The sequence below is a fragment of the 'Santalum album' aster yellows phytoplasma genome (assembly GCF_018283495.1).
Classification (GTDB): domain Bacteria; phylum Bacillota_I; class Bacilli_A; order Acholeplasmatales; family Acholeplasmataceae; genus Phytoplasma; species Phytoplasma asteris.
This window is the reverse complement of the sequence record NZ_JAGVSK010000001.1, coordinates 53,657-79,713: the sequence shown is the minus strand read 5'-3', so window position 1 is coordinate 79,713 and position 26,057 is coordinate 53,657. Positions and strand designations below refer to the sequence as shown.

The following is a 26,057-nucleotide window of genomic DNA, read 5'->3' as shown; positions in this document are numbered from 1 at the left end:
AATTAAAATGTAGTTATTCGACAATAAAATATTTTTTCAAACTAACATAAATAAAATTAAACTTGCCACGCCGTTGCTATTTAGATATTTTTCATAAAAATTAAAAAGATAGGATTAAACCAAAGTGAAATTTCAAGATTTTGAATATCAAAGAGTGGATATTGTTAAAAACAAACAAACTATTTTGCCTATGATAGAGGCTTTTTTGGATGCTTCCTTACCAGAACAAATTAAAATTATTAACCGTCTTAATTCATTAATGGATGAAATCAATTCCATGTTTACTTTGGCAGAAATTAGGCATAGCCTAGATGTAAAAGATACTTTTTATCAACAAGAAAAACATTTTTGTGACCAAAATGTCCCTTTGCTAACCGAATTACAACATCAATTTAGCCAAACTATGGTAAAAAGTAAACATTATGACGCCTTAGTACAAGAATTTGGGCCCCTGTTATTTGACCAAACCAAACTATTTTTAAAAACATTTGACCCTAAAATTATTCCTTATTTACAAGAAGAAAATACTTTAACAACCAAATATCAAAAATTAATTTCTGATCCTTCTGTTGCTTTTGAAGGCAAACTTTATAATTTAAGCCAAATGGCTCCTTTTTTGGAATCGTCCCAAAGGCAAACTAGAAAAAATGCCCAATTAGCTGTTTCGCAATTTTTTGCTAAAAATGAGCAAGAATATGACCTTATTTATGACCAATTAGTCCAAACACGAACCAAGATGGCTCAAATATTGGGATATTCCAATTTCGTTGCCTTAGGTTATGATCTTTTAGGACGCACTGATTACGATGCTAACCAAATTGCAGATTATCGCGCCAACATTTTAAAATATGTTTTGCCGTTTTATACCATGACTCAAAAACGTAAATCCAAACGTTTAGGTATTGCTAAATTGGAAAGTTATGACAAAAATTTTAATTTTTCAAGTGGCAATCCCAAACCTCAAAGAGGAGTTGATTTTCAGTTAACCCAAGCAAAAAAAATGTATCATGCAATGTCTCTCCAAACCAAATTATTTTTTGATTTTCTCTTAGAAAAAAATCTATTAGACCTAGATAGCAAACCCAACAAAATAGGCGGTGGATACTGTACTTACCTTCCTAAATATAGCGCTCCTTTTGTTTTTGCTAATTTTAATGGCACAAGTTATGATGTAGATGTTTTGACTCACGAAATAGGACACGCCTTCCAAGTTTATCAAAGTCGTCATTTAATTCCTGAGTATCGTTGGCCTACTTTTGAAGCAGCTGAAATTAGTTCTATGGGAATGGAATTTTTAGCTTATCCGTGGGTAAAAGATTTTTTTGCCCAAGATGTAGACAAATATCAATTTCTACATTTATCTCAATCCCTTAATTTCTTACTTTATGGTGCTTTAGTGGATCATTTTCAACATGAAGTTTATCAAAATCCTCAAATGACTCCTGCTCAAAGAAAAGAGTGTTGGCGTAATTTGGAAAAAAAATATTTGTTGTTAGAAACTTATGAAGACGATCCTTTTTTAGAAAAAGGTACTTTTTGGTTCCGTCAAAGCCACATTTTTTCTACTCCTTTTTACTACATTGACTATACTTTAGCCCAAGTTTGTGCTTTAGAAATTTGGCTTTTAAGCAAGCAAGATTATTCCAATACTTGGCAAAAGTACTTAAAATTATGTCAATTAGGCGGTTCACAAACTTTTTTAAACCTTTTAAAAACTACAGGACTTACTAATCCTTTTGAACCTAATCGCTTAAAAAACATTGTTTCTTTTGTAACTTGTTATTTGCAAAAAATTGATGATACTAAATTTTAATTACACCATTTTATAACAATTTTTCACTCTTTCCACAAAAACTCAATCTTATTTTATATCTTATATTACGATTTGCGATTCGTTGCAAAAGTGGTTTTGCCTTTTTCAAACTAACCTCCCCTCGAAATAAATCAACTACCTCAAAAATGCCCCATCAAAACTACCAAACAAACAAACAAAGAAAGAAAGAAAGAAAAATTTAAAGTTATGATATCTATTCAAAATTTAACTTTTTATTACGGTTTTAATCCTATTCTCAAAGATCTTAATTTAACCATTCAAAATAATTCTTGGGTTTCTATTGTTGGTCATAATGGCTCGGGAAAATCTACTTTAGCCAAAATTTTAGCAGGGCTGCTTTCTTGTACCAAAGGACAAATTTTAATTGACAATATCGTTTTAAATGAAAAAAATTTGCCCCTTTTGCGACCTAAAATAGGTATGGTTTTCCAAAATCCTGATTATCAGTTTACAGGACTTACTGTAAGAGAAGATATTGCGTTTGGATTGGAAAATTATAATGTTTGTAGAGAAGAAATTATAGCCAAAGTTTGGCAATATGCCAAAATGGTAAAAATAGATGATTTATTGGACACAAACGTGAATCAACTTTCAGGGGGACAAAAACAACGTGTAGCAATTGCCTCCATTTTAGCGATGGAGCCCGAAATTATTATCTTTGATGAAGTAACTTCTTTTTTAGATCCTCAAGGCGCTTTGGAAGTGCAAAAAATTATTCAAACCATTAAAAATAAAATTTTGATTACCATTACTCATGATTTAGAGTTTGCTGCCAAAAGTGATGAAATTATTGTTCTTGATCAAGGAAAATTAATTACCCAAACCCCACCCCAAAACCTTTTTCAAGACCCTTTATTTTTGCAACAATATAAATTAAAACCTCCTTTATCATTAGAGCTTTACTATGAAATTTTAAAAGACAGCACCACTAAAAATATTAAAAATAATCAAATGTTAGAAAATTTAAAGGATATTTTATGGCAATACAATTTGAAAAAGTAAACTTTTATTATAAAAAACCACCCCACCCCCCCCAAAAAACTACTGCCACTTTATCTGACATTAATTTAAAAATCAATTCTCAAAATGAATTTATTGCTTTAGTGGGGAAAACCGGTTCAGGCAAATCGACCTTAGTGCAATTAATGAATGCTTTGCTTACCACAAATATAGGAAAAGTAACAGTTTGTGGCACTACCATAACTTCTAAAACAAAAAAAGAACTCTTAGTGCCCTTGCGCCAAAAAGTAGGTTTAGTTTTCCAATTCCCTGAATATCAATTATTTGAAATAACTGTTTTAAAAGATGTAATGTTTGGTGCTGAAGTTTTTTTAAATAACAAACAACAAGCCCAAAAGCAAGCTTTCAAAACTTTAGAACAAATCAACATTCCTCCCGCTTTACATCAAAAATCTCCCTTTCAAATTAGTGACGGACAACAAAGAAAAGTCGCTATTGCAGGTATTTTAGCCATACAGCCTGATATTTTAATCCTTGATGAACCTACACGCGGTCTGGATTTGGAAAGTAGCTCTGATATTATGGATTTTTTACAAATTTTGCATCAAACATTTCACAAAACTATTATCATTATTACTCATGATATGAATTTGGTTGCCCAATATGCAAAACGTGTTTTGGTTTTGTCTCAAGGAAAATTGCTTTTTGATGGCACAAAAGAAACTTTTTTTGAACACCCCCGATTTGAGCAATTTAACTTAGATATTCCTGATACTTTTAAAATTTTAAAACATTTAAATCAAACTTTAGGAATCCCCTTTCAAGCACACTATTGTTTTAGCACCCTTGCCCAATATTTAAAAGAATTTTATTGTTAAAAGGTATTATTGATGAAAAATAATGATTTTACAAATAATAATTTATCCCACCCCTCTTTATCGCGTTGTTTTTTGTACCAACTCCATCCTTCTATCAAAATTCTTGCTTTTGTGTTGCTGTTAGTTTTTATTTTAAAATTGCCCATTAATGTTGAAAATATTGCTCCAAATCAAGTTTTTATTTTTGCAAACCCCAAACGCATAACTTTATTTTATCTTTTTTGTGTGGTAGCTTTAATGAGTCTTTGTTTCTTTTTTGGAGTAACTTGGAGTTATTTTTGGCAAAGAATTAAACATTTAAGATTTGTTTTTATTATTTCTTTGGTAATAAATTTAGTTCCTTCGGAAGATACTTCTTTTAATGCTTTTATGCGAGCTCAAATTCCTATTTTAAGTTATGATGCCATCCATTCTTTTTGGTTGTTTTTAATATGTATTTTATTGTATAATTTCACTAAAAAATATATTCCCTTTAAATTATCTTATTTGTTATTTTTGCTTTTGTGCGTCTTTGTTATTCCTTCGTATTTTCCTTCCAATATACAAGAAATTTTGGGTTGCAAACCTAAAAATTATATATTGCAAACGACTTCTTTTCTAAGAATTTGTTTTATTATGACAAGATTGTTTTTAATTGTGATGTTGTTTTTTTTATTCAATAAAATAACTTCTTTTATCGAAATTCAAGATGGTCTAGATATTATTTTGTCTCCTTTAAAAAAACTCAAAATTTCTACTGAAACTTTTACTTTGATGCTTTCTTTAATTTTTATGGCTAATTCTTTTTTATTGCAAGAAACCAATAAAATTTTAAAAGCTCAGACAGCAAGAGGCATGGATTTGCACAAAAAAAATATTTTTAAAAGAATTAATCATCTTTTAGCCTTATTGGTTCCTATTTTTGTGTTGGTTTTTAAAAGGTCTTTGGTAATTTCTAATGCTATGGAAGTAAGAGGTTATGTTTTGGGAGCTCCTCGCACCAAAATGATTACTTATCGTTGGAAAATGCTTGATTTTATAACCATAACTACCATTTTTGCTCTATTGTTTATCAAATAAATTCGTATTTGTAAATGCTTTTATAAAACATTTTGTTTTTCCAATAATTACATTGAATGCCCAAAAATAAAAAAAGAAAAAGGTTGTGCCAAATGAATCAAAAGTTAGGATTAAAAGACCAAGATCAAGAAATCTTTGATCTTATTGAACAAGAAAAAATTAGACAAAAAGAAAATATCTTATTAATTGCTTCGGAAAATTTTGTTTCTCAAGCAGTATTAGATGCCCAAGGAAGCATTTTGACTAACAAATATGCAGAAGGTTATCCTCAAGCTAGATATTATAATGGTTGTAAAAATGTAGATCAAATAGAAAAAATTGCCATTCAAAGAGCAACCAAGCTGTTTGGTGCTAAATATGCAAACGTCCAACCTCATTCAGGTTCACAAGCCAATATGGGAGCATTTCAAGCCTTATTAAAACCTGGTGACAAAATTTTAGGATTATCTTTAATGGATGGAGGACATCTTACTCACGGTCATAAATTAAGTTTTTCTGGTGGTTTTTATGAAGCTCATTTTTATAATGTCAATCCCCAAACTGAAATGCTTGATTATGATGAAATTCGTAAAGTTGCCTTAAAAGTTAAACCTAAATTAATTATTGCAGGATATTCGGCTTATTCTAAAACTATTAATTTTAAAAAGTTTCGTCAAATTGCTGATGAAGTTAATGCCTATTTAATGGCAGATATTGCCCATATTGCAGGTTTAGTTGCTTGTGGGCTTCATCCTTGTCCCTTTGAAGCTAACGCCGATGTTGTTACTTCTACTATGCACAAAACGCTGAGAGGACCGCGTGGAGGTTTGATTTTAACCAATAAAGAAGAAGTATTTAAAAAAATAAATCGTGGTATTTTTCCAGGTATTCAAGGAGGACCTTGTATTCATACTATTGCAGCTAAAGCTGTTGCTTTTCAAGAAGCGATGATGCCTTCCTTTAAAGAATATCAAAAGCAAGTTATCAAAAATGCAAACACTTTTGCTAAAGCCTTCCAACAAAAAAGTTATCGCATTGTAAGTGGAGGCACTGATAATCATTTATTTTTAATTGATATTAAACATAAAAATCCTGAGTTTACAGGATCCAAAATTGCAAACATGTTAGAAAAAATAAATATTGTTGTCAACAAAAATACCATTCCTTTTGATCAAGAAAAACCTTTTGTGACAAGCGGTATTAGAATTGGCACACCTGCTATGACAACAGTAGGCTTTAGAGAAAATGATTTTATTTTAGTTGCAGATTTGATGGACAAAGCTATCAATCACTTGGACGACGAATCTTATTTAGCCCAAATTAAACAACAAGTTTTGGCTTTATTAAGTAAATTTAATAAGTAAAAAACAACATCCCTATTTTCAAACATAAAAATAATTATTTTGTAATCCTACATTTTTTCTTGCCTAATTCCATTAACAAAATATTAATAAAACATTAACAAAAGACTCCTTTTTATTAAGGGGTCCTTCCTTTTTTATGTAACAATTTTTGCCACCCCCCAAAACTTTTTTATTTTGCAACAAACATCCCATTTGTCAAAGCCACACCCATAAAAACATTAGCAAATAAACTCTGCTTTTGCTTATTTAAACCCCATTTATCTTTATATGTAATTATTGTTTTTTTATATGTTATAATAAAAATAATTAAGGTTTTTTTTAATTAATTATAAAAAAGTTACTCAAATTAGAATAAATTAGTATCTAGCATTTTTTATCGCACACACACAGACAATTTAAAAATTTTTAAAAAGTAATTTAGACAAAATAAGAAAAAAATAATTAAAAAAGATTTCAAAATATAAAAAGGAGTTATTATTTGGAAAAAGCTTTAGTATTAAGATTTTTGGCTGGAGTTTATTATATTAAAGATTTAAAAACTCAAATTATTTTGGAAGCTAAAAAAAGAGGCAAATTAAAAACCCTTGATATCAAAACTACCCAAAAAGAAAATAGTTCTGCCTCTGACTTTATTATTAAAGTAGGCGATATTGTGTTTTATGAACTTTCTTGTGATACTTATTTAATTCAATCAATTTTGCCTCGTAAAAATGAATTAAAAAGACCTAATGTTGCAAATATTGACCAGGTATTGCTAGTTTTTTCCTTAGTAAAGCCCAATTTTCAATTTTTTTTATTAGATAAGTTTTTATTAATTTTAGAACAACAAAAATTAGATGTAGTTTTGGTTTTTTCTAAAATAGATTTGTTAGAACCCGAAAACCTTACAACAATGCAACAACAATTATCTTATTACCAAAAATTTCAACCCTTTTATTATATTAACTCCAAGCAAAAAATAGGAATAGATGCCCTTAAACACATTTTTGCTAATCAAATTACAGTTTTGGCAGGACAAACCGGAGTAGGAAAATCGACCTTACTCAAAGCCTTAATTCCAGATGCCAAACTCAAAACACAAGAAATTTCTGAAAGTCTTGGCAGAGGCAAACATACCACCAAAAACGCCCAATTATACGAGTTTAATGGTGGATTTATTGTTGATACTCCTGGTTTTTCCAAACTAGACTTAACTACTTTTTGCCCTAGGACTTTAAAGAATTTTTATCCTGATTTTGTAGAACATGTTTGTGATTGTTTTTTTGGTGAAAGTTGTCTTCATTTGCAAGAAGAAAAATGTGGCGTTAAAAAAGCCTTAGAAAACGGCAAAATACTTCCCTTTCGATATCAAAATTATGTGAGCTTTTACGAAGAAATCAAAAACCAACTCAAATATTAGTTATTTTTTATTTTTTTGCACATTTTTTATAGCATCATTTTAGAACTTAATTTAAGAATTGCTACAAGATTGCATTTTATCTATTTTTTATACAATTGTAAAATCGCATTTTACCCCCAACCAAAAAACCACCCCCTTTTTTTACCAATCAATTATTTTTTACAAAATAAAATACCATAAGGAAACTCAAAAATGAAAGTCGGAATTATTGGTTTGCCAAATGTGGGAAAATCTACCTTATTTAATGCTTTAACTAAAATGCAAGTTTTAGAAGCTAATTATCCTTTTGCCACTATCGAACCTAATGTTGGCATTGTAGAAGTTTCAGATTCGCGTCTCCAAACTTTATCTCAAATTTTTCAATCTCAAAAAACTATTTCTGCTTTGATAGAATTCAAAGATATTGCAGGTTTAGTGGCGGGAGCTTCCAAAGGCGAAGGGCTTGGCAATCAATTTTTAAGTCATATTCGCAATGTAGATGCTATTTGTCATGTGGTTAAATGTTTTGAAGACCCCAATATTGCTCATGTGACAGAAACGAATAATCCTGTAGAAGAAATTGATATTATTCAAACAGAACTAGCTTTAGCAGATTTAGAACAAATTGAAAAACGCTTACTTAAACTGGGTAAACAAAAAAATAAACTTGACAAAGAATTATTGCAAGAAAAAGCGTTATTAACCAAAATTAAAACCCATTTAACTACCCAAGATTTAAAAAATTTGGTTTTTTCGGATGAAGAATTAAAGCTTGTCAAAACCTTTAATTTGTTGTTTTTAAAACCTTCCCTTTATTTAACCAACATTAAAGAACATGATTTATTATCTTTGGATTCCAACGTTTTTTATCAACAAGTTTTAGCGTATGCTACTAAAGAATCCAAAAAAGTAATTCCTTTGTGTGTGCAATTAGAAAAAGAAATATCGTCTTTAGACTTTTCAGAAAAGCAACTTTTTTTAAAGGACTATGGTCTTGTAGAATCAGGGCTTACTAAATTAATTCAAGAAAGTTATGCTCTTTTAGGTCTCCAAACTTATTTTACTGCAGGACCTAAAGAAGTTCGCGCTTGGTCTTTTAAAAAAGGTCTTAAAGCTCCCGAATGCGCCCGCATTATTCACACCGATTTACAAAAAGGTTTTATTAAAGCCGAAGTTGTTTCTTACCTTGATTTATTAGAAGCCCAAACTTTTCAAAAAAGCAAAGAAAAAGGCAAAGTTCGCATTGAGGGCAAAGAATACATAGTTAAAGATGGTGATATTATTACTTTTAGATTTAATGTTTAGTTTAATATTCAAACTTTTAATTTTGAAATTCGATTTTTTCTATTTTCAACTTTAACCCCCCCAAATAACAAATTATCAATTTAACAACCTAAAAATAAGGAGATAAAAAAGATATGACAACAAATTATAAAACAACTCTTTTGATGCCAAAAACTGATTTTCCTATGAAAGGAAATTTAGGCAAAAACGAAATTAACATTCAAAAACATTGGCAAACACTTGACTTATATCAAAAAAAATTACAACAAAATCAAGACAACAACCCTTTTATTTTGCACGATGGACCTCCTTATGCTAACGGCAATATTCATATGGGGCACGCCTTAAACAAAATTTTAAAAGATTTTATTGTTCGTTTTCGTAGTATGCAAGGTTTTTACACTCCTTTAATTCCTGGTTGGGATACTCATGGTTTGCCAATTGAGGCAGCAGTTCTTAAAAAAACTTCTAAAAATGCTTTTACTAGAAAGTCTTTCCTAGATAAATGTCAAGAATTTGCCTTGGAAAATGTTAATAATCAAAAACAGCAATTTCAAAGATTAGGTATTTTAGGAGATTGGCAAAATCCTTATTTAACGTTGAATAAAACTTTTGTTGCTGATCAGGTAAGAATTTTTGGACAAATGGTTGACAAAGGCTTAATTTTTAAAGCCCTCAAACCCATTCATTGGTCACCTACTTTAGAATCTGCTTTAGCAGAAGCAGAATTAGAGTACCACAATCACCAATCTCCTTCTGTTTATGTTGCTTTTAGCATGAAAAAACTAGATATTTTTGACAATGTGGCTTTGGTAATTTGGACAACTACTCCTTGGACTTTGCCTGCCAATGTAGCAATTGCGGTGCATCCCGAAAAAGAATATCAATTAATTGAAGTTTTACAAAAACGCTATTTGGTAGGAACCAAAAACATTCCTTTTCTTCAAAAAGTTTTTGCTTGGAACAAAGAAAACATCAAAGTTGTTGCCATTTTTGAAGGAAAAACCTTAGAACATTTAACTTACCAAAATCACCTTGTTTCCAAATTCGGAAAAATAATTTTATCACAACACGTTTTGGATGAAGAAGGAACAGGACTAGTCCATATCGCTCCAGGACACGGTTTGGACGATTTTTTAGTAGGTCAAAAATATAATTTAGATGTTGTTTGTAGTATTGATAAAAAAGGTATGATGACAGATGTTTCCAAATATCAAGGTCTATTTTACACCAAAGCCAACGAAGCTATCATCTCTGATTTAGAAAAAGACCATTCTTTGCTTAAAGCAGATGTAATTTTGCACTCCTATCCTCATGATTGGCGCACTAAAAAACCAGTTATTTCTCTTGCACTTCCTCAATGGTTTGCCTCTATTAAAAAAATTAAATCTCTTTTGCTAGAAGAAACCCAAAAAGTTAAGTGGATTCCACGTTGGGGAGAATTAAAAATGACTAATATGATTACTAATCGTGAGGATTGGAATATTAGTCGTCAAAGAACTTGGGGCGTTCCCATTCCTATTTTTTACACCGAAACTCATCAACCCATTCTAGATTTAAAATTAATTAATCATGTAGCTGATTTATTCGAACAGCATGGAATGGATATTTGGTATGAATGGGATGTTAAAAAACTACTTCCTGAAAACTACACTCATCCCCAAAGTCCTAACAATTTGTTTACCAAAGAACTAGATATTATGGATGTTTGGTTTGACTCAGGAACTTCTTATAGTGTTTTTAAAAAACGTAATCAAGTTTTACAAAGTGATGTTTATTTGGAAGGCTCTGATCAATATCGTGGTTGGTTTAATTCTTCTTTAATTACTTCTGTAGCCACTCAAAATCAAGCTCCTTATAAAACTGTTATTACTCATGGTTTTGTTTTTGATGGTGAAGGCAAAAAAATGTCTAAATCTTTGGGCAATGTCATCGATCCATTAACTGTTGCTGAACAAAAAGGAGCAGATATTATTCGTTTATGGGTTGCAAACACTAATTATAATCTTGATGTGCGCATTAATCCTTCCATTTTAAAACAAGTAGAAGATCTTTATCGCAAAATTAGAAATACCTTCCGTTTTATGTTAGGTAATTTAGATAATTTTAAAAAAGATACTAATTATATTGCCTTTGAACAAAGAACTTTTATCCATCAAGCAATGATGCTAGATTTTGAAGAAGTGTTAAAAAACGTACTACATTCTTATGATACTTATAATTTTGAAGGTGTTTTAAGGCATCTATTCCCCTTCATTACTAATAAAATCAGTGCTTTTTATCTTGATTTTGCCAAAGATATTTTATACATCGAAAAAGAAGATCACAAAGAAAGAAAGATGATTCAATCAACTATCTATGATTTGTTATTATCGCTTTTACAAGTTTTAACTCCAATTATTCCTCACACTACTTCAGAAGTTTACGGCTTTTTTCCTTTTGCTGTGGAAAAAGATATTTATTTAGAAAAAATGCCACAACTCAAAGCACGTCCAACTTCTCATCTTTTATTAGAATATCATAAATTTTTAACATTAAGAAAAAACGTTTTACAATATTTGGAAAAAGCAAGACAAAGTGGGCTTATTAATTCTTCTTTGCAAGCCCATATTACGTTATCATTAACCCAAGAAGAAATGCATGCTTTGGATGTTTTACAAATTAAAGATCAATTGCATCAACTTTTTATAGTCTCTAAAGTAACACTTCAATTAAAAGATACTTTTGATGTTAAAGTTGCCAAAGCTTCTGGGTATGCTTGTCAAAGATGTTGGAATGTAGTAATCACCAAACCCCTTACTCCTTTGTGCACGCGTTGCCAAAATATATTAAAATAAAAGAAATAGGTTTATTATGAAAAATGGTATGGACAATATTGAAAAATTTTCTCCAATAAAGAAAAAAATTCAATATGTTCAAGAATTTAAAAAAATATTAATTTTATCCTTATCCTTAATAGCATATGTTTTAGTTTCTGTTTGGGCTTTTGATTGCACCCGAGATGGCGGATATAAAACTGATCTTTTTCCTACTGGGATTATTGGTTTAGGCAATGTAATAGGTAAATTATTACATAAAGCAGGAAAGATTGAAACCAATAATATTATAGTTATTGCTGGTACTTTTTACTTTGTTGTTAATGTTTTCTTATTGTTTTTTATCTCTCGTCGTTATTTGGGTAAATATTTTACCATTACTACTGCATTTGCAACTGTCCTTCTTTTTGTTTCAGTGTTTTTTATTGAAAACCAAGTTAAACAAGGTTTTTTATATCATACTGAACGATTTTTTGGAATATTCAAAACTGAAAGTGATTTTTTAAGCGATCTTACCAGAGTTTTTTTTGCAGGTATTTTAATAGGTATTTTTAATGGTATTCCTGTAAGAATTGGTGCTTCTACTGGAGGACTTGATATTGTTGCTAAATATTTATCTGTTTATAAGAAAAAAGATATCTCTTTTGTAGTAGAAATGTTTGGCTATACTCTTATGATTTTTGGTGCTGTGGGTGTTTTTATTATTGAATATTTTTATAAAGAAACAGGTCTCAAAGAACTTACTACACAAATATCTTTATCACTTTTTTATACTGTTTTACGTATTAAATTATCTGCCTTATTTATGGGATTGATAACTTCTGTTCCCCAAAAAGAAACGAAACTAAACTGCTAAAACAGTTTAGTTTTTTTATTTTATTTGCACGCTTCACTTATTTTTATTAGTTGTAAAACTCAATTTCATAATACATTCAAAACAAATTGAAATTTTTACTTTTTGCTTTGCACAAAATATTTTTTGTATTTATATTAAATTAAAGGAATTTTAATGAAACATTCATTTAGTCAAAAAAACCCTGAACAATCGCAAACATTGTTACAAACCAAAATCACAAAAGGGCTTACCTCCCAAGAAGCCTTGCAAAGACTTCAAATTAACGGTAAAAATCAAATTCAATCCCTTACCAAACCCACTTTTTGGCATCTATTCCAACAACAATTTAAAGATTTTTTAGTTATTGTCCTTCTATTAGCAGCTACAATTAATTTCGTGATTGGTATTTTACAAGGCAACAAAGAAGAACTTTTGGAAGGCTGTTTTATTTTGATTATTGTCCTTCTTAACGCCTTTTTAAGTATTTATTACGAAACTAAAACCCAAAAAGTTTTAGCTAATGTATCAAAAAAAGCTTCCCTTAATGCCAAAGTAATAAGAGATAGCAAACCGCTTTTAATTCCTATGCAAAATTTAGTGATAGGAGATATTGTCATTTTAGAAACTGGTGATATTATTCCAGCTGATATGATACTTTTAGAAACATTTAATTTATATGTAGATGAATCTTTGTTTACAGGAGAATCACAAGCTGTTTTAAAAAGTGCTTGTGTTTGTCTCCAAAATGCAGCTCTTACTAATCAAAACATGGCTTTTATGAATACTGTTATTTTAAAAGGAAGAGCTAAAGGAGTGGTTTTTGCTTCAGGAATGCAAACTGAAATTGGAAAAATTACCCAGTTTATTTCTCAACCCCAACAAGAAAAAACACCATTAGAACAAAATATTGCCAAATTAACTAAAAAGTTAACTTTGATAATTGGTATTATTATTTTCCTTAATGGCTTGTGGACGATTTTTAAAAACATTTACATCTCAACTTTTAGCTCTCACATTTTGAAACATACTTTTTTGGATGCCATTGCTCTTGCAGTTGCTGCTATTCCTGAAAGTTTATTAATTATTATGACTTTAATTTTGGCTTTGGGAATGAAAAAACTTGCTCTTAAAAAAGCTATTGTCAAAAATTTAAAAACCTTAGAAACTTTGGGGGCTGTTAATGTTATTTGTACTGATAAAACAGGAACTTTAACCCAAAATAATATGACTGTTAAAAAAATTATAGTTTGTAATTCTTTGGAAAAAATAAGTCCCTTTTGTGTGAAAAATATTAATGAACCCAAACCCTTTAATTTAGAAAAGTTGCTTTTATTTGGTATTTTATGTAATGATGCTTTGATTAGTGTTGCAAAAACAACCAACGATAAAACTTCAAACAACTTAGAAATTATTGCTGATCCTACTGAAAAAGCCTTTATTAATTTAGCTTTGTTTTATCAATATGATGCGTTTTTACTCCAAAAGCAATATCCTCGATTTGCAGAAATTGCCTTTGATTCCCAAAGGAAATTGATGACTACTTTTCATCATAAAGACAGATTTATTTATGCTATTACTAAAGGTGCTCCAGAAGTTTTGTTGCAAAAATGTAGTCAAGTTCAATATCAAGAACAAACCATTGCAAAAGATACTAAAATAATAAAAATATTAGAAAAACAAATTAGTCAATTAAGTAAGCAATCTTTGCGAGTTTTGGGAGTTGCTTATCGTGTATTTTCTCTTGATTTAGAGACGAATCTTAAAAACAATCCTGATATTTTTGAACAAGATCTTATTTTTTTAGGGGCAGTGGCGATGGAAGATCCCATTCGAAAAGAAGTTATGCAAGCCATTTTTAAATGCAATCAAGCACGCGTCACTCCGATTATGATTACAGGGGATCATTTAAAAACTGCTTTTGTGATTGCCAAAAAATTAAATATTTTATCCCAACCTCAAGATTTAGCCATTACAGGAGATGAATTAGCTCAAATGCCAGAGGAAGAATTTTTGAAAAAATTATTGCAAATTAAAGTTTATGCAAGAACTAATCCTCATCATAAATTAAAAATTGTGAAAGCTTGGCAAAAAAAAGGTTTTGTGGTGGCAATGACAGGAGATGGCATAAATGATTCTTTAAGCATTAAACAAGCCAATGTGGGAATTGCTATGGGAATTGCAGGTACTGATGTTTGTAAAATGGCATCAGATATGATTTTAACAGATGATAATTTTGCTACTATTACGAATGCTTTAGAAGAAGGGCGAAATATTTTTAATAATATTAAAAAAAGTTTAGTTTTTCTTTTGAGTTGTAATGTTGGTGAAATTATTTTGATTTTGCTTGGTAATTTTTTAGGAATTTTCTTTTTTGGGTGTGATTTTAAAATTTTGACTGCTTTACAAATTCTTTGGATTAATTTAGTTACTGATTCATTGCCAGCAATGGCTTTGGGAATCGAACCACAAGAAACAAATTCTATGTCGCCAAAAACTTATAATCCTAAAGGAAGTTTGCTAAATAAAAAAACTTATCAAAAAATTATTTTGGAAGGATTTTTAATTGGTCTTTTGGCTTTTGTGGCTTCTTTAATAGGATATTATAATCATGATAGTGATAAAATAAGATATGCTCAAACTTTTGCTTTTATGGTTTTGGCGTTTTCACAATTGATTCATGTATGGAATTTGCGAAGTTTTTGCACTTCTGTTTTTAAGTTAAAAATAAATTCCTTTTTGATTAAATCGTTTGCCATTAGTGTATTTTTGCAATTAATCATAATTTTTGTCCCTTTTTTAAGAGATCTATTTCAATTAATTTCTTTAACAACAAAAGATTTTGTAATCATTTTATTACTATCTTTGTTGCCTTTGTTGTTTGTAGAAATTAAAAAAAGATTTTGTCATTATAAACGCCATAAATGTAGATGATATTAAAAAACAAAAAAGACTCTTCTTGAAAGAGTCTTTTTTTATATTCTTAAATTAATTATTCAAATATTTATTTTCTAAATATTGTAAAAAGGTTTCAGGGTTAATTTGGGGCATGCCTGTTGCTTTGAACACAAATTCTTGGTTGGTATAAAAAGAACCCCAGTTTCTTATTTTTTGATCTAAATATTGATTTAAAGTTTCAAATTTTCCTGTTTTAAAGTCCTCTTTAATATTAGGATTTGCTTTTTGAATGTTTTTCATTATCATGGATGCTAAAATAGCTCCATTTAAATAGCTAGGGAAATAACCAAAACTTCCTTGAGGCCAGTGAATATCTTGCAAGCATCCAAGACCTACGTTGGGTGGGGTAATTCCTAGATATTCTTTCATTTTGCAATTCCAAAAGTGAGGTAAATCATCCAAAGACAACTGATCAGAAATTAATAATTCTTCAATTTCAAAACGCAAAATAACATGGAAAGGATAAGTTACTTCATCAGCATAAATACGAACAAAATCAGGTTTTACTTGGTTGGCTTGTTTAAATAAATTTTGTGGAGTTAATGAAGGATTGTAAAAATTTAATTCTGTTTTTAAAATATCTACTAAGTAAGTTAAAAATTCTTGAGATTTAGCAACTTGTTTTTCCATTAATAAAGATTGGCTTTCATCAAAAGAAAAGCTTCGTGGAGCGCCTACTGGTTGATTTTTGTATTGTTGGGGTAAATTTTGGGCGTATAAACCGTGTCCTACTTCGTGTATAGTGGCTAAAAAACTATCTAAAAAATTGTTTGTATTATAATTGGAAGTAAGGCGAACATCATAAGGAGTGCCTCCACAAAAAGGGTGGATGGATTCATCTAGGCGACCATAATTGCAATCAAATCCTATTTTGGGCATAATGATTTGATTTAATTTTTTTTGGTTTTCTAAAGTCATTGCAATATCTTTGTAAAGGTGTTCTTGTTGTTCTTGTTTTTGCAAAATAGCTTTCATTAAAGATGGTAATTTTTCTTTGATGACGTTAAATATTTGTTTGATTTTGGTAGCAGTCATTCCAGGGTCATATTGATCGATGAGAGCATCATACAAAGATACGCCTAATTTTTGGGATCTGAGATTTGCTACTGCTTTGGTGTAATTGAGTACTTTTTGAAAATAAGGTTTGAAGCTGTTATAATCATTATTTTTTGTGGCTTGTCTCCACATTAGCTCTGATTTGGTAGTTGCTAAAATTAAATTATTTTGTAGTTCTTCAGGGATTATTTCTTCGGATTGTATTTTGGATGTTATTTCTCGTAGATTAGCTTGTTGCCAAGAATTGAGAGTTTCTTGTTCTTGTTGTGCTTGTGAAAACCAATTTTTGGTTTCTTGGGAAGTTAATAGTTTTTTGATAATTTGGGTTAAATCAATGATTTCTAAAGTACGGCTTTCTTGGGAGCCTTTTTTAATATTGCACGCCATATCCCAGTTTAATATATTGATAATATTTTCCAAACGACCAATTTTTTCAAATCTTTGTTCTAATTTTTGATAATTAATTGACACATAAGAGCCCCTTTTTTAATTTTTAATGTTTTTCTTTTGGATTGAAAAGTTGTATTAAACCTTTCCCTAACAAATTAAAAGACAAACTCGTTAATAAAATAACAATAAAAGGTCCATAAAATAAATGAGGATGTGATCTAAATTGACTTTTGCTTTCAAACAAAATTCTACCCCATTCGGGTCTAGTTGCTTCAAGTCCCATACCAATCATTCCCAATGAAGATATAGATAAAATAATGCTGCCCATACTGATAACTATTCTAGTTATAAAGGGAGCCAATAAATGAGATAAAATATGTCTTTGTATTATTTTTGTGTCACTTGCACCCAAAGCCCTAGATGCTTTAATAAAATTATTTTCTTTAATTTGCATAGTATTTGTTCTAATGGAACGAATAAAAGCAGGAATATGAGAAATACTTAAAACAATAACTAAAGAAAAAATATTTTTTTGGGGCCAAAAGCACATAATTAAAATGGCTAAAATCACGTCAGGGAATACTATTAAAATATCACATATAAAATTAATAATACTATCCAAAAAACTACGGTAATAACCAGCTATAATTCCTAAAAAAGCTCCTAAAAAAGCACTAATCATCACAGAACAAAAACCTATTTGTAAAGTAACATAACCCCCTGCTATAATTTGACTAAATAGATCGTATCCAGTAGAATCTGTGCCCATCCAATGAAATTTGTTAACTTTTTGTAAAGGTTCATAAATGGAACGATAAGGATTATAATCATAAGGCAGATAAGGGACTGCTAAAATAGTTAAAATTAAAAAAATTAAAAATAAAGCCCCAATTAAAATATTTTTATTTTTTAGTATTTTGATTATTGGTTTTTTGATAGAAAAAAATAATAGATATTTTTTTTTCATGATTTAATTCTATTACCTCTTTTTTCTATTGGTTTTTTGTATTCTTATTTAATTTAGGGTTTAACCAAAAATAAATCAAATCTAGACATAAATTAAAGACAGCTACAAATAAAGCTAATAAAATAATACAACAACGAAGTACAGGGAAGTTTCTTTCTTCAAAAGAATCTAGCATTACACTGCCTACTCCTCTTATATTAAAGATTTTTTCTGTTACGATAGAACCACCAATTAAAAAACTAAAAATTAAACCAATATGAGAAATAATAGGAATTAAAGCGTTTTTTAAAGCGTGTTTAAAAATGATTGTTTTTTTGGATAGTCCTTTAGCATAAGCTGTTTTGATATATGGTTGTTCTAAACATTCTTTCATATTAGTTTGGGTAGTTTTTAATACAGATCCACTAATGATTAAAGATAAAGTTAAAATAGGTAAAACTTTACATCTTAAATTATCCCACCCAGAAATTTCAAAAATGGGAATTCCTCGATTAGTGGCTAAATAAATTTGTAATAAATAACCTACAATAAAAGTTGGTGTAGAAATCATTAAAATAGCATAAAATTCTAAAAAAGTGCTTTTTTTATTGTCATTAAATAATGTGGATAGTGTTCCTAAAAAAATTCCCATTAATGAACCTATTAAACAACTAAAAAAAGCTAATTGGAAAGTTATTACAAAACTTTCAGTAAAAACACTTAAAGCTTTAGGGTTTTCACCTCTATAAGAGTTTCCAAAATCAAATTTTAAAAAAATTTTTTTTAAATATTGTTGGAATTGAACTCCTATGCTTTTATCTAAACCTAACTCTTTTTCTATTATTGCTCTTTGCATTTGGGAAGAACCCCTTTGGCCAAACATAGCAGAAACAGGGTCTCCAGGAATAAAATTAACAGCAAAAAAACTAATTATTATAACTGTAATAAAAATAGCTAAAGCATAAAAAAATTTTTTAAAAATATATTGAATCAAAATAAAGCTCACAATCTTTAATATTAATAAAACTAATTTTATTCATGGATTATTACACAAATTTATTAATATTTATAATTTTATTGGATTTTAATATAAAAACTCATTATTTATTTTAAAAATAAAAGTCATAATTGGGTATACATAAAATATTATAATGATATTACTAACAAGTTTTAATGGATTAAAACTTGTTAGTAAAAAAGTTTAAATAATTATTCTTTTTTAACTTTAGTAATATCAAAATTGTTAAATGAATCAGCTTCAAATCCTTGTTTGATTTTATTTGTTGTAAGGTTGTAAGATTTTGGTTGAGTCAAAGGAATAATGTAAAATTTATCGTGAATGTGTTGATTTATTTTTTTAACAATTTCTTCATATTTATCTAAATTAGTTTCTTCTTTGGCTTCTTTTATCATTTTTTCTAATTCATGATCATTAATTTTAAAATCATTTATATGACAACAATGAATTTTGCTATCTGAAAGATAATAATCTACAAAATAGTTGTTACCAAATAATGATTCAAAATTTTCCCCCAAGAATAATATATTTGTGTCATTTTCATTTTTATTTTTAACTTTGTCTAAAAGAGTATTAAATTCAATTTCTTCTAATTGGGTTTCAAAACCTACAGCTTTTAAAGCTTCTGTTATTTTTTTAGGCATTTCTTTATTGCCACCATTACTCATATATAATTTTAATTTTTTTTCTTCCAAACTTAATTTTTTAACTATATTTTTTGCATCTTCAATATTGGTTGGATGATGTTTCAATTTTTCATCATAACCTATTAATCCTGGTGGCAAACTACTTTCTAATGGATTAACTGGTAATTTCAGCTCTTGGATATATTTAGGAACATCTACCGCTTTTATTATAGCTTTTCTAGTTTCTTCATCTGTATTTTTGGCATTGATATAACAATAAGCAGCAGTAAAAGTACCTTGTTCAATGATTTTTATATTTGGTAGCCTACGAGCCTTTAAATCATTAATTTTAGCTGATGGATATCCAATAATAGCATCAATTTTCCCTTGTTCTAATTGTGTTAAAGCAGTATTTGGGTCTTCTATAATTTTGATTAATATTTTTTTTAAACCGTTTGAACAGAAATCCTTGTCATAGTATTTATCAAAAAGTTCTAATGAAATCGATTCTTTTTCTTTTCGTTTTTTTAATTTGTATGGACCTGTACCAATTTTGATGCCTTCATTATAATTTTTTTCTACAGCTTTTTTATTTAAAATTCTAATATAATTAGTAAAAGGATGGGACCAATTCAAATAATCTTTTTTTAATATAACTTCAAATTTGTTATTATCTAATTTGTTTACTTTTTCAATGTTTTGAAAATTTTTATTTCCGTTTTGTATACCCTTTTGTATGCTATATTCAACATCTTCAAATGATAATTTTTCTCCGTTATGAAAATATAAATTTTCTCTTAATTCAAAAGTAATTTTGGTGCCCTCTTTTTTAAAATCTTTTGCTAATTTTTTTTTAAAATTTGTACCATCCATTTCTAATAAAGTATCATGTGTATGACGGAAGAAATTATTTCCAACAGTAGTTATTGTGTTTTCTTCTTTGGTTGGATCCAATCCTTTGATGTCTGCATTAAATGCTTCTATAAGATCGTAATTTTCTTTTTGAAATGATTGATATACTATATAACTCAAAAATACAGTAATTAAAACTAATACAAACCCTACTATAAAATATTTAGTATTTTGTTTTTTTAAATAATTTTTCATTTTTTCTTCCTTTATTATTTTATTGCTTTAAAAAATATGTTAAATTACAGATTATTTGATTTTGATACTTTAAGATTTCATATTAGTAAAATGTTTGATAATAAATTCAAATTAAACATTGTGATAATCAAACCCAGTTTTTAAAAAATTATTAAGTAAACTTTTAGTGTAGGGGTGTTGGGGATTTTTTAATATTTGTGATGTTTTGCCGCTTTCTATAATTTGTCCTTGATACATGACAATAATATCATCGGCTACTTGAGAAACTACTCCTAAATCATGAGTGATAAATAAAACGGCAGTGTTTTGTTCTTGTTGTAGACAAGCAATTAAATTAAGAATTTCTTTTTGGACAATTACATCTAGAGCAGTAGTTGCTTCGTCAGCAATTAAAAGTTTAGGTTTACAAACTAATGCCATAGCAATCATTATTCTTTGACACATTCCGCCTGAAAGTTGATGAGGATATGAATTCATTACTCTTTGAGCGTTAGGAATTTGCACTTTTTCCAAAATATCAAGAGTTTTTTGATAAGCTTGGGTGTAATCAAGTTTTTGATGGAGCATTAGAACTTCTATAATTTGATTTTTGATTTTAAAAACAGGGTTAAGGCTAGAAATGGCATCTTGGAAAATCATAGCAATTTCGTTTCCTCTGATTTTTTGCATTTCTTTTTCACTAAATTGAGAAATAATACGATTTTCAAAAGTAATTTCGCCTTGGTAAATTTTTTGGTTTTTTTCAAATAATTTGAGAATAGAAATTGCAGTTTGGCTTTTACCGCTACCAGATTCTCCAACTATTCCTAAAGTTTTGCCTTTTTGGACTTCAAAAGAAACACCACGAACTGCTTTGATTAGACCTTTTTGGGTTTCAAAATAAGTATGTAGATTGCTAACCTTTAATAAACTCATATTTTACTCCTTTATATTTTAGTAGCTTTATTTTTTAAAGTGCAAGAAATAAAATGATTAGGGGCTACTTGATACCAATCTAGGTCTTGTTTTTGAGTGTGAAATAAAAATCTAAATTTGTTAGTTTCGTAGGTGATTGGCATTTCTTCTAAAGCTTTATTTTGAGTTTTTAATTTAGGAATAGCATTTAGAAGTTGTTTGGTGTAGGGATGATAAGGCTTTTTAAAAAGGCTTTCTGAAGGTGCTATTTCAATTACTTTTCCTAAATGCATTACACAAATGCGGTCACTTAAAAAACGAGCAACTCCTAAATCATGAGTAATAAACAAGAAAGTTAGTTGGTAATCTTTTTTTAAATCATTTAAAAGGTTTAAAATTTGGGCTTGAATTGATACATCTAATGCTGATACTATTTCATCACAAACAACAAATTTAGGTTTAATAATTAAAGCTCTTGCAATTGCAATTCTTTGTCTTTGTCCTCCTGAAAGTTGATGAGGATAACGGTCATAAAGAGAAGTATCAATGCCACATTTTTTCATGATAGCTAGAACCATTGTTTTATATTTGGGGTCTTTTTTGCCTTTTGTCATTTTGTGGATTAAAAGTCCTTCGCCAATGATATCTGATATTTTGAGATGAGTGTTAAGAGAAGAAAAAGGATCTTGGAAAATAATTTGTAAATCTTTTCTTAAAAAGCGCTTTTCTTTATTACTTAAAGTAGTTAAATCAATTTCTTCAATGTCTTTTGTCTGTGTTTCCTTAGTTTTGGGGATTGTTTCTTTGTGATAAAAAACATTGCCTGAAGTAGGTTTTACAAGTTGTAGAAGAACTTGTCCTAAAGTTGATTTTCCTGAACCAGAGCCTCCAACTACGGCTAATGTTTCGCCTTTGAAAATGGATAAATTAATATTTTGGTTGGCTTTTATTAAGGTATCTGGTTTTAAAAAGTTTTTTTTGATAGAAAAGTTTTTGGATAAGTTTTTAATTTCAATCAAAACTTGATTTGAGGATGTCATTTTTGCTTCCTTTCTTAGTTTTTTGCTTCATTTTTTGAAAAATTTACTTTTTGCCTTAATCCTTAATTATTATTGTTTTGATAAATTATTATTTAAAATGTTTTTTTAAGAAATTAATATTTATCATAAAATAATAATTACTTTAATTATACACTAAAAAAAATAAAAATGCAAATAGATTTTAAATATTGTTGTAATAAATGATTTTTTTGGGTGGTTTTGGTAAACTGTTTTATTCCTATATTTTTTAAGAAATTTGTTATTATATTTATTTATAAATTATAATTTCATTTTATAATATTTTATAATATCAATATTTTTTTGCTTTAAGAAATTTTTTTATCAAGGGCAATAGTTTTTTTGATTTGTTTGGTAATTTGTTTTTGGTGATGTTTTATTTTGAATTTTCCTTTTTGTTTTTGCCAAAAAAAAGACCATTTTAAAAAGATAGTTTTGAGTTTGGTTTGGGAATTAGTTAGTTTGATTTTAGTAAGTAAGTTTTTTTTGGTTTTTTTGATTTGTTTTTCTATTTTGGTTATTTTTTTGTGATTAGTTTTTTGTTTGTGAGTAAATGATTGGGATATTTTTTCTTTTTGTTTGGTGAAATGTTTAAAGATTTGGTTGTTTTTTTGTTTGATGGCTATTTTTTTATGTTCGAAAAATAATTTGTCTTTTTTTTCAAAATTGAGGAGAGCTTCTTTTTTGAGGTTTGATAGTTTTTGGCGTAATTCTTTTTGTGTTTGGTGCCATGATAAATTAAAATTGATAAGAGCATCACTTATATTTTCGTTTAATAATCCTAATTTTTCTTTCATTAAATTAGTTGTTTGGGTTAAACTTTTTTCTTTGGATTTAATTGTTTTAGTAATTTCTTGTAATAAAGATATTTGATTTTGTTTAAATGTTTTTTCCAAAGAAACATTAATAACATTTTTTATTAATTCATTTTGGTTGCAAAAAACTTTGTTAAGGTGTTTAGTTGTGTTAGTGGTATTTGTAGTTGTTTGAATTAATTTTTGTTCTTTTTTTATTTGTTCTTGGAGCAAAGTATTTAAACATTGATAAATGTTTTTTTGATAATTATTATAGAATAAAATATCTTGGATAACATTTGTGATTGTTTTTTGGCAAGCATTGAAAAAAGATTTGTTTGATATTTTGAAATTGATTAAAGGAGTAAGAGCAATGTTTTTGGAGGCAGGTTTTAAATAGTGCCATAAAGTTAAAAGTTTGGTTATTTTAAGTTTGGTTTTGTTGATTTTTTTTTGGTGTTTGTTAGTTGTTTTTTCTAAAATATGTTGGTGTTTGTTGGTTGCTTTATCTTTTTTTGTAGTGAGGTTTTTGATAATTTTTTCATAACGTTCTTTGTGAGTTTTGATTTGGTATAAAAGGGGATATAGGTCAGTTCCTTTTTGTTTGTATTTGTGAAAAAATCCTTGTATTCCTTTCTTTTTGTCAGTGTGTATTTTTTGATTAAGAAAGGTTAATTGTTTGTCATAAAAAGCTATTATTTGTTCGTTAAGATTAATTTCATTTTGTAGGGTAGTTTGGTTTAATTGGTGTTTTTTTTGTAAAAGATTAATTGTTTGATTAAATTGTTTTTGAATGATAGGAAATAAGTTAGTTTCAATTATAGTTTTTATTTGGTCTAAGATTATTTGTTCGATAAGACAAGTTTTAGTTTGATAATTACTTGTAAAAGTATTAATTTGTAATTGGATTTGTTGTAAAGTTTGTTCTAATAATGTGCTTTCTTTTTGCCAAGATGGAAAAGTGTTGAGTAAATTATTTAAAGTTTGTAAAAGTTCTATATTTTGGGTTTGTAATAATAAATAGATGTCTTTTTGCATTAAGGTGATGTCTTGTAAAAAGAGATGTTTTTCTTTTTCTTGGGTAAGTTTGAAGGTTAGAAAATCATCTTTTTGAAATATTTTATTAAGTGTTAATTGGTTTTGGAAGTTGTTAATTTCTTTTTTTAAAGTAGTTATTTGTTCTAAATAATAATGTTGGATTTTGGTTTTTTCTAATTTTAGTTGTAGGGCAATACTTTTAGTTTTAAGGTCAAATTCTTGTTTTTTTGCAAAGAAATGATAATGATAATCTATTTGGTAATTGTTTTGTTTACGTTGTAAGGCTAAAAGAGTTTTTTGATAAGCAAAGAAAGTTTCTTGATAGTCTTTTTGATTATCAAAGATAGCTGTTTCTTGGAGATGTAAGTTAAGAACTGTTTTTATTTGTTCTTTGATACCGTTTATTTTTTGGGAGAATAAATAATTTTTTTTTTGGTGGATGAGATGATAAATTTTTTCTAAGGTTTGTTGGTAGATGTGTTTGTATTTGTTTTGTTTGTGGTGTTCTAAATGCCACATATTAATTGCTTGTTGGTGTAAAAGATTGATGAGGTGATATTGTTGGCTCCATAAAGATTTTTGGTTTTGGTAAGAAAGGCAGTTTGTTTGTTGTTTGTAAAAAAGAGCTTTTTTGGATGTTTCAATTTGGTAATTGGAAAGAATTGGTATATTTATAAAAGGAAAAGGTCTTATTTGGAGAAAAAAAGCTTGTATTTGTGCTTGGATGATAGTTTTTTCTTGTTGGTAAGCATCTTTGATGGTGTCTAGTTTTTTGTCGTTTATACTTAGTTTATTTTGGTATAGTTTGTGAGTTTTGGTAATGGTTTTTTTATAAGTTTGTTCTTTTGTAGTCTTTATTTGTTCTAAGATGCAAATTGATTTGCCTTTGTCTTTTTCTTGTAAATTAAGAGTTGTTTCTAGTTGTTTTAATAAATTGGTGTTTTTTTGATTGAGGTTAAAATCAGTAGTATAAAAGTTTTGTTTGGATTCTTGGTTTTGTTTTTGGTTTTTGATTTCTAATTTTTGTTTGTCTTTTTCAATTTGAATTAATAAATTATTAATGTTGTTATTTTTGTTGTTGAGATTAGTTATAAGAGTAGTTTCTTTGTGATTGTTTTTTTTAGTAATTTCCTTGAGTTCTTTTTGTAAGATTTCTTTTAATTGGAGGTTTTTATCGTTGTTTTTGTTTTTTTGATAAATAAGTTCTTGGGTTAAAAGAGTTTGGGTTTTTTGTTGTTGTGAGTTGTATTTTTGGAGGATTGTTTTTTTATGGGTTTGGAGTTTTTCTATTTGTGCGTAAATGTTTAATAATATGTGATGGTATTTTTCTTGTAATTTTTTTGTTTGGATATTGTGTTTGTTATTTAGGGTTTGTAGTCTTTGATTTAATTGTTTGTTTTGGTTGTTTGTAATAATGTTTGGGGTTGTGTTTTTTTCTTGGATGTTTTTTAGGTTTGTGATATTATTTGTTAATTGGTATAAAAAAGGAGAGAAAAAATCGCTTGATAATGTTTTATTGCGTTTTAAGAATAAAGCCAAAAATCTATTATAATATGATGACATAAAATTTTTCCTTCAATCTAAATATTGATTAAACAATATAAAAACACTTAATTTTAGTTTATTATTAATTTTTTTTGTAATGTTATATTATTTTGGTTTTTCAAAGAAATAAGTTCTAAATTATTTTATCATTTACCTTTATCATAACATAAACCAAATTAATTTGGGATGTAAAAAAGAACACTTAGCTTTTATATTTAGATCTTAAAAACAAAAAAACTATCC

17 protein-coding genes are annotated in these 26,057 nt (G+C 28.2%); 10 read left to right on the top strand and 7 right to left on the bottom strand.

The features are described 5' to 3' along the window. Nucleotides 1-124: 124 nt before the first annotated feature. From KE631_RS00445 to KE631_RS00400, 10 genes are all read left to right on the top strand, one after another. A complete protein-coding gene (locus tag KE631_RS00445) occupies nucleotides 125-1,813 on the top strand; it encodes a M3 family oligoendopeptidase (RefSeq protein ID WP_212508927.1) in 1,689 nt (562 codons plus the stop codon). Nucleotides 1,814-2,020: 207 nt separating this feature from the next. Next, nucleotides 2,021-2,836, top strand: a complete 816-nt coding sequence (locus tag KE631_RS00440; protein ID WP_212508926.1) for an ATP-binding cassette domain-containing protein — start codon at nucleotides 2,021-2,023, stop codon at nucleotides 2,834-2,836. Beyond that, nucleotides 2,812-3,672, top strand: a complete 861-nt coding sequence (locus KE631_RS00435) for an ATP-binding cassette domain-containing protein (protein ID WP_212508925.1) — start codon at nucleotides 2,812-2,814, stop codon at nucleotides 3,670-3,672. Before KE631_RS00440 ends, KE631_RS00435 begins: the two co-directional genes overlap by 25 nt. Nucleotides 3,673-3,684: 12 nt before the next feature. Next, nucleotides 3,685-4,731 (top strand): energy-coupling factor transporter transmembrane component T, encoded by a 1,047-nt coding sequence (locus KE631_RS00430; protein WP_249291042.1) that lies wholly within the window; start codon nucleotides 3,685-3,687, stop codon nucleotides 4,729-4,731. Nucleotides 4,732-4,823: 92 nt separating this feature from the next. Continuing rightward, nucleotides 4,824-6,074 (top strand): serine hydroxymethyltransferase, encoded by a 1,251-nt coding sequence (gene glyA / locus KE631_RS00425; RefSeq protein WP_212508923.1) that lies wholly within the window; start codon nucleotides 4,824-4,826, stop codon nucleotides 6,072-6,074. A 478-nt stretch (nucleotides 6,075-6,552) separates the two neighbouring features. Further along, nucleotides 6,553-7,473 (top strand): ribosome small subunit-dependent GTPase A, encoded by a 921-nt coding sequence (rsgA, locus tag KE631_RS00420; RefSeq protein WP_212508922.1) that lies wholly within the window; start codon nucleotides 6,553-6,555, stop codon nucleotides 7,471-7,473. 192 nt (nucleotides 7,474-7,665) lie between these two features. Further along, nucleotides 7,666-8,757 (top strand): redox-regulated ATPase YchF, encoded by a 1,092-nt coding sequence (gene ychF, locus KE631_RS00415; RefSeq protein WP_212508921.1) that lies wholly within the window; start codon nucleotides 7,666-7,668, stop codon nucleotides 8,755-8,757. A 113-nt stretch (nucleotides 8,758-8,870) separates the two neighbouring features. Then, entirely contained in the window at nucleotides 8,871-11,573 is a 2,703-nt protein-coding gene (gene ileS, locus KE631_RS00410) for an isoleucine--tRNA ligase (RefSeq protein WP_212508920.1), read from the top strand. A 16-nt stretch (nucleotides 11,574-11,589) separates the two neighbouring features. Continuing rightward, nucleotides 11,590-12,408: a YitT family protein gene (locus KE631_RS00405; protein ID WP_212508919.1), complete on the top strand. Its 819-nt coding sequence runs from the start codon at nucleotides 11,590-11,592 to the stop codon at nucleotides 12,406-12,408. Between the two features lie 153 nt (nucleotides 12,409-12,561). Further along, a complete protein-coding gene (locus KE631_RS00400; RefSeq protein ID WP_212508918.1) occupies nucleotides 12,562-15,318 on the top strand; it encodes a cation-translocating P-type ATPase in 2,757 nt (918 codons plus the stop codon). A gap of 54 nt (nucleotides 15,319-15,372) precedes the next feature. Here KE631_RS00400 and KE631_RS00395 read toward each other — a convergent pair whose 3' ends face one another. From KE631_RS00395 to KE631_RS00365, 7 genes are all read right to left on the bottom strand, one after another. After that, complete coding sequence (locus KE631_RS00395; protein ID WP_212508917.1) at nucleotides 15,373-16,869, bottom strand: carboxypeptidase M32; 1,497 nt, start codon at nucleotides 16,867-16,869, stop codon at nucleotides 15,373-15,375. 22 nt (nucleotides 16,870-16,891) lie between these two features. Beyond that, nucleotides 16,892-17,755: an ABC transporter permease gene (locus KE631_RS00390; RefSeq protein WP_212508916.1), complete on the bottom strand. Its 864-nt coding sequence runs from the start codon at nucleotides 17,753-17,755 to the stop codon at nucleotides 16,892-16,894. A 25-nt stretch (nucleotides 17,756-17,780) separates the two neighbouring features. Beyond that, nucleotides 17,781-18,728 carry an ABC transporter permease gene (locus KE631_RS00385; protein WP_212508915.1) on the bottom strand — a complete coding sequence of 316 codons (948 nt, stop codon included), beginning with the start codon at nucleotides 18,726-18,728 and terminating at the stop codon, nucleotides 17,781-17,783. Between the two features lie 215 nt (nucleotides 18,729-18,943). After that, a complete protein-coding gene (locus KE631_RS00380) occupies nucleotides 18,944-20,485 on the bottom strand; it encodes an ABC transporter substrate-binding protein (RefSeq protein WP_212508914.1) in 1,542 nt (513 codons plus the stop codon). A gap of 111 nt (nucleotides 20,486-20,596) precedes the next feature. Then, the gene (locus KE631_RS00375) at nucleotides 20,597-21,400 is read right to left on the bottom strand and encodes an ABC transporter ATP-binding protein (RefSeq protein ID WP_212508913.1); all 804 of its coding nucleotides are present in this window, start codon (nucleotides 21,398-21,400) and stop codon (nucleotides 20,597-20,599) included. 11 nt (nucleotides 21,401-21,411) lie between these two features. After that, nucleotides 21,412-22,419, bottom strand: a complete 1,008-nt coding sequence (locus KE631_RS00370; protein ID WP_212508912.1) for an ATP-binding cassette domain-containing protein — start codon at nucleotides 22,417-22,419, stop codon at nucleotides 21,412-21,414. Between the two features lie 326 nt (nucleotides 22,420-22,745). Further along, the gene (locus KE631_RS00365) at nucleotides 22,746-25,832 is read right to left on the bottom strand and encodes a hypothetical protein (RefSeq protein WP_212508911.1); all 3,087 of its coding nucleotides are present in this window, start codon (nucleotides 25,830-25,832) and stop codon (nucleotides 22,746-22,748) included. Nucleotides 25,833-26,057 lie beyond the last annotated feature (225 nt).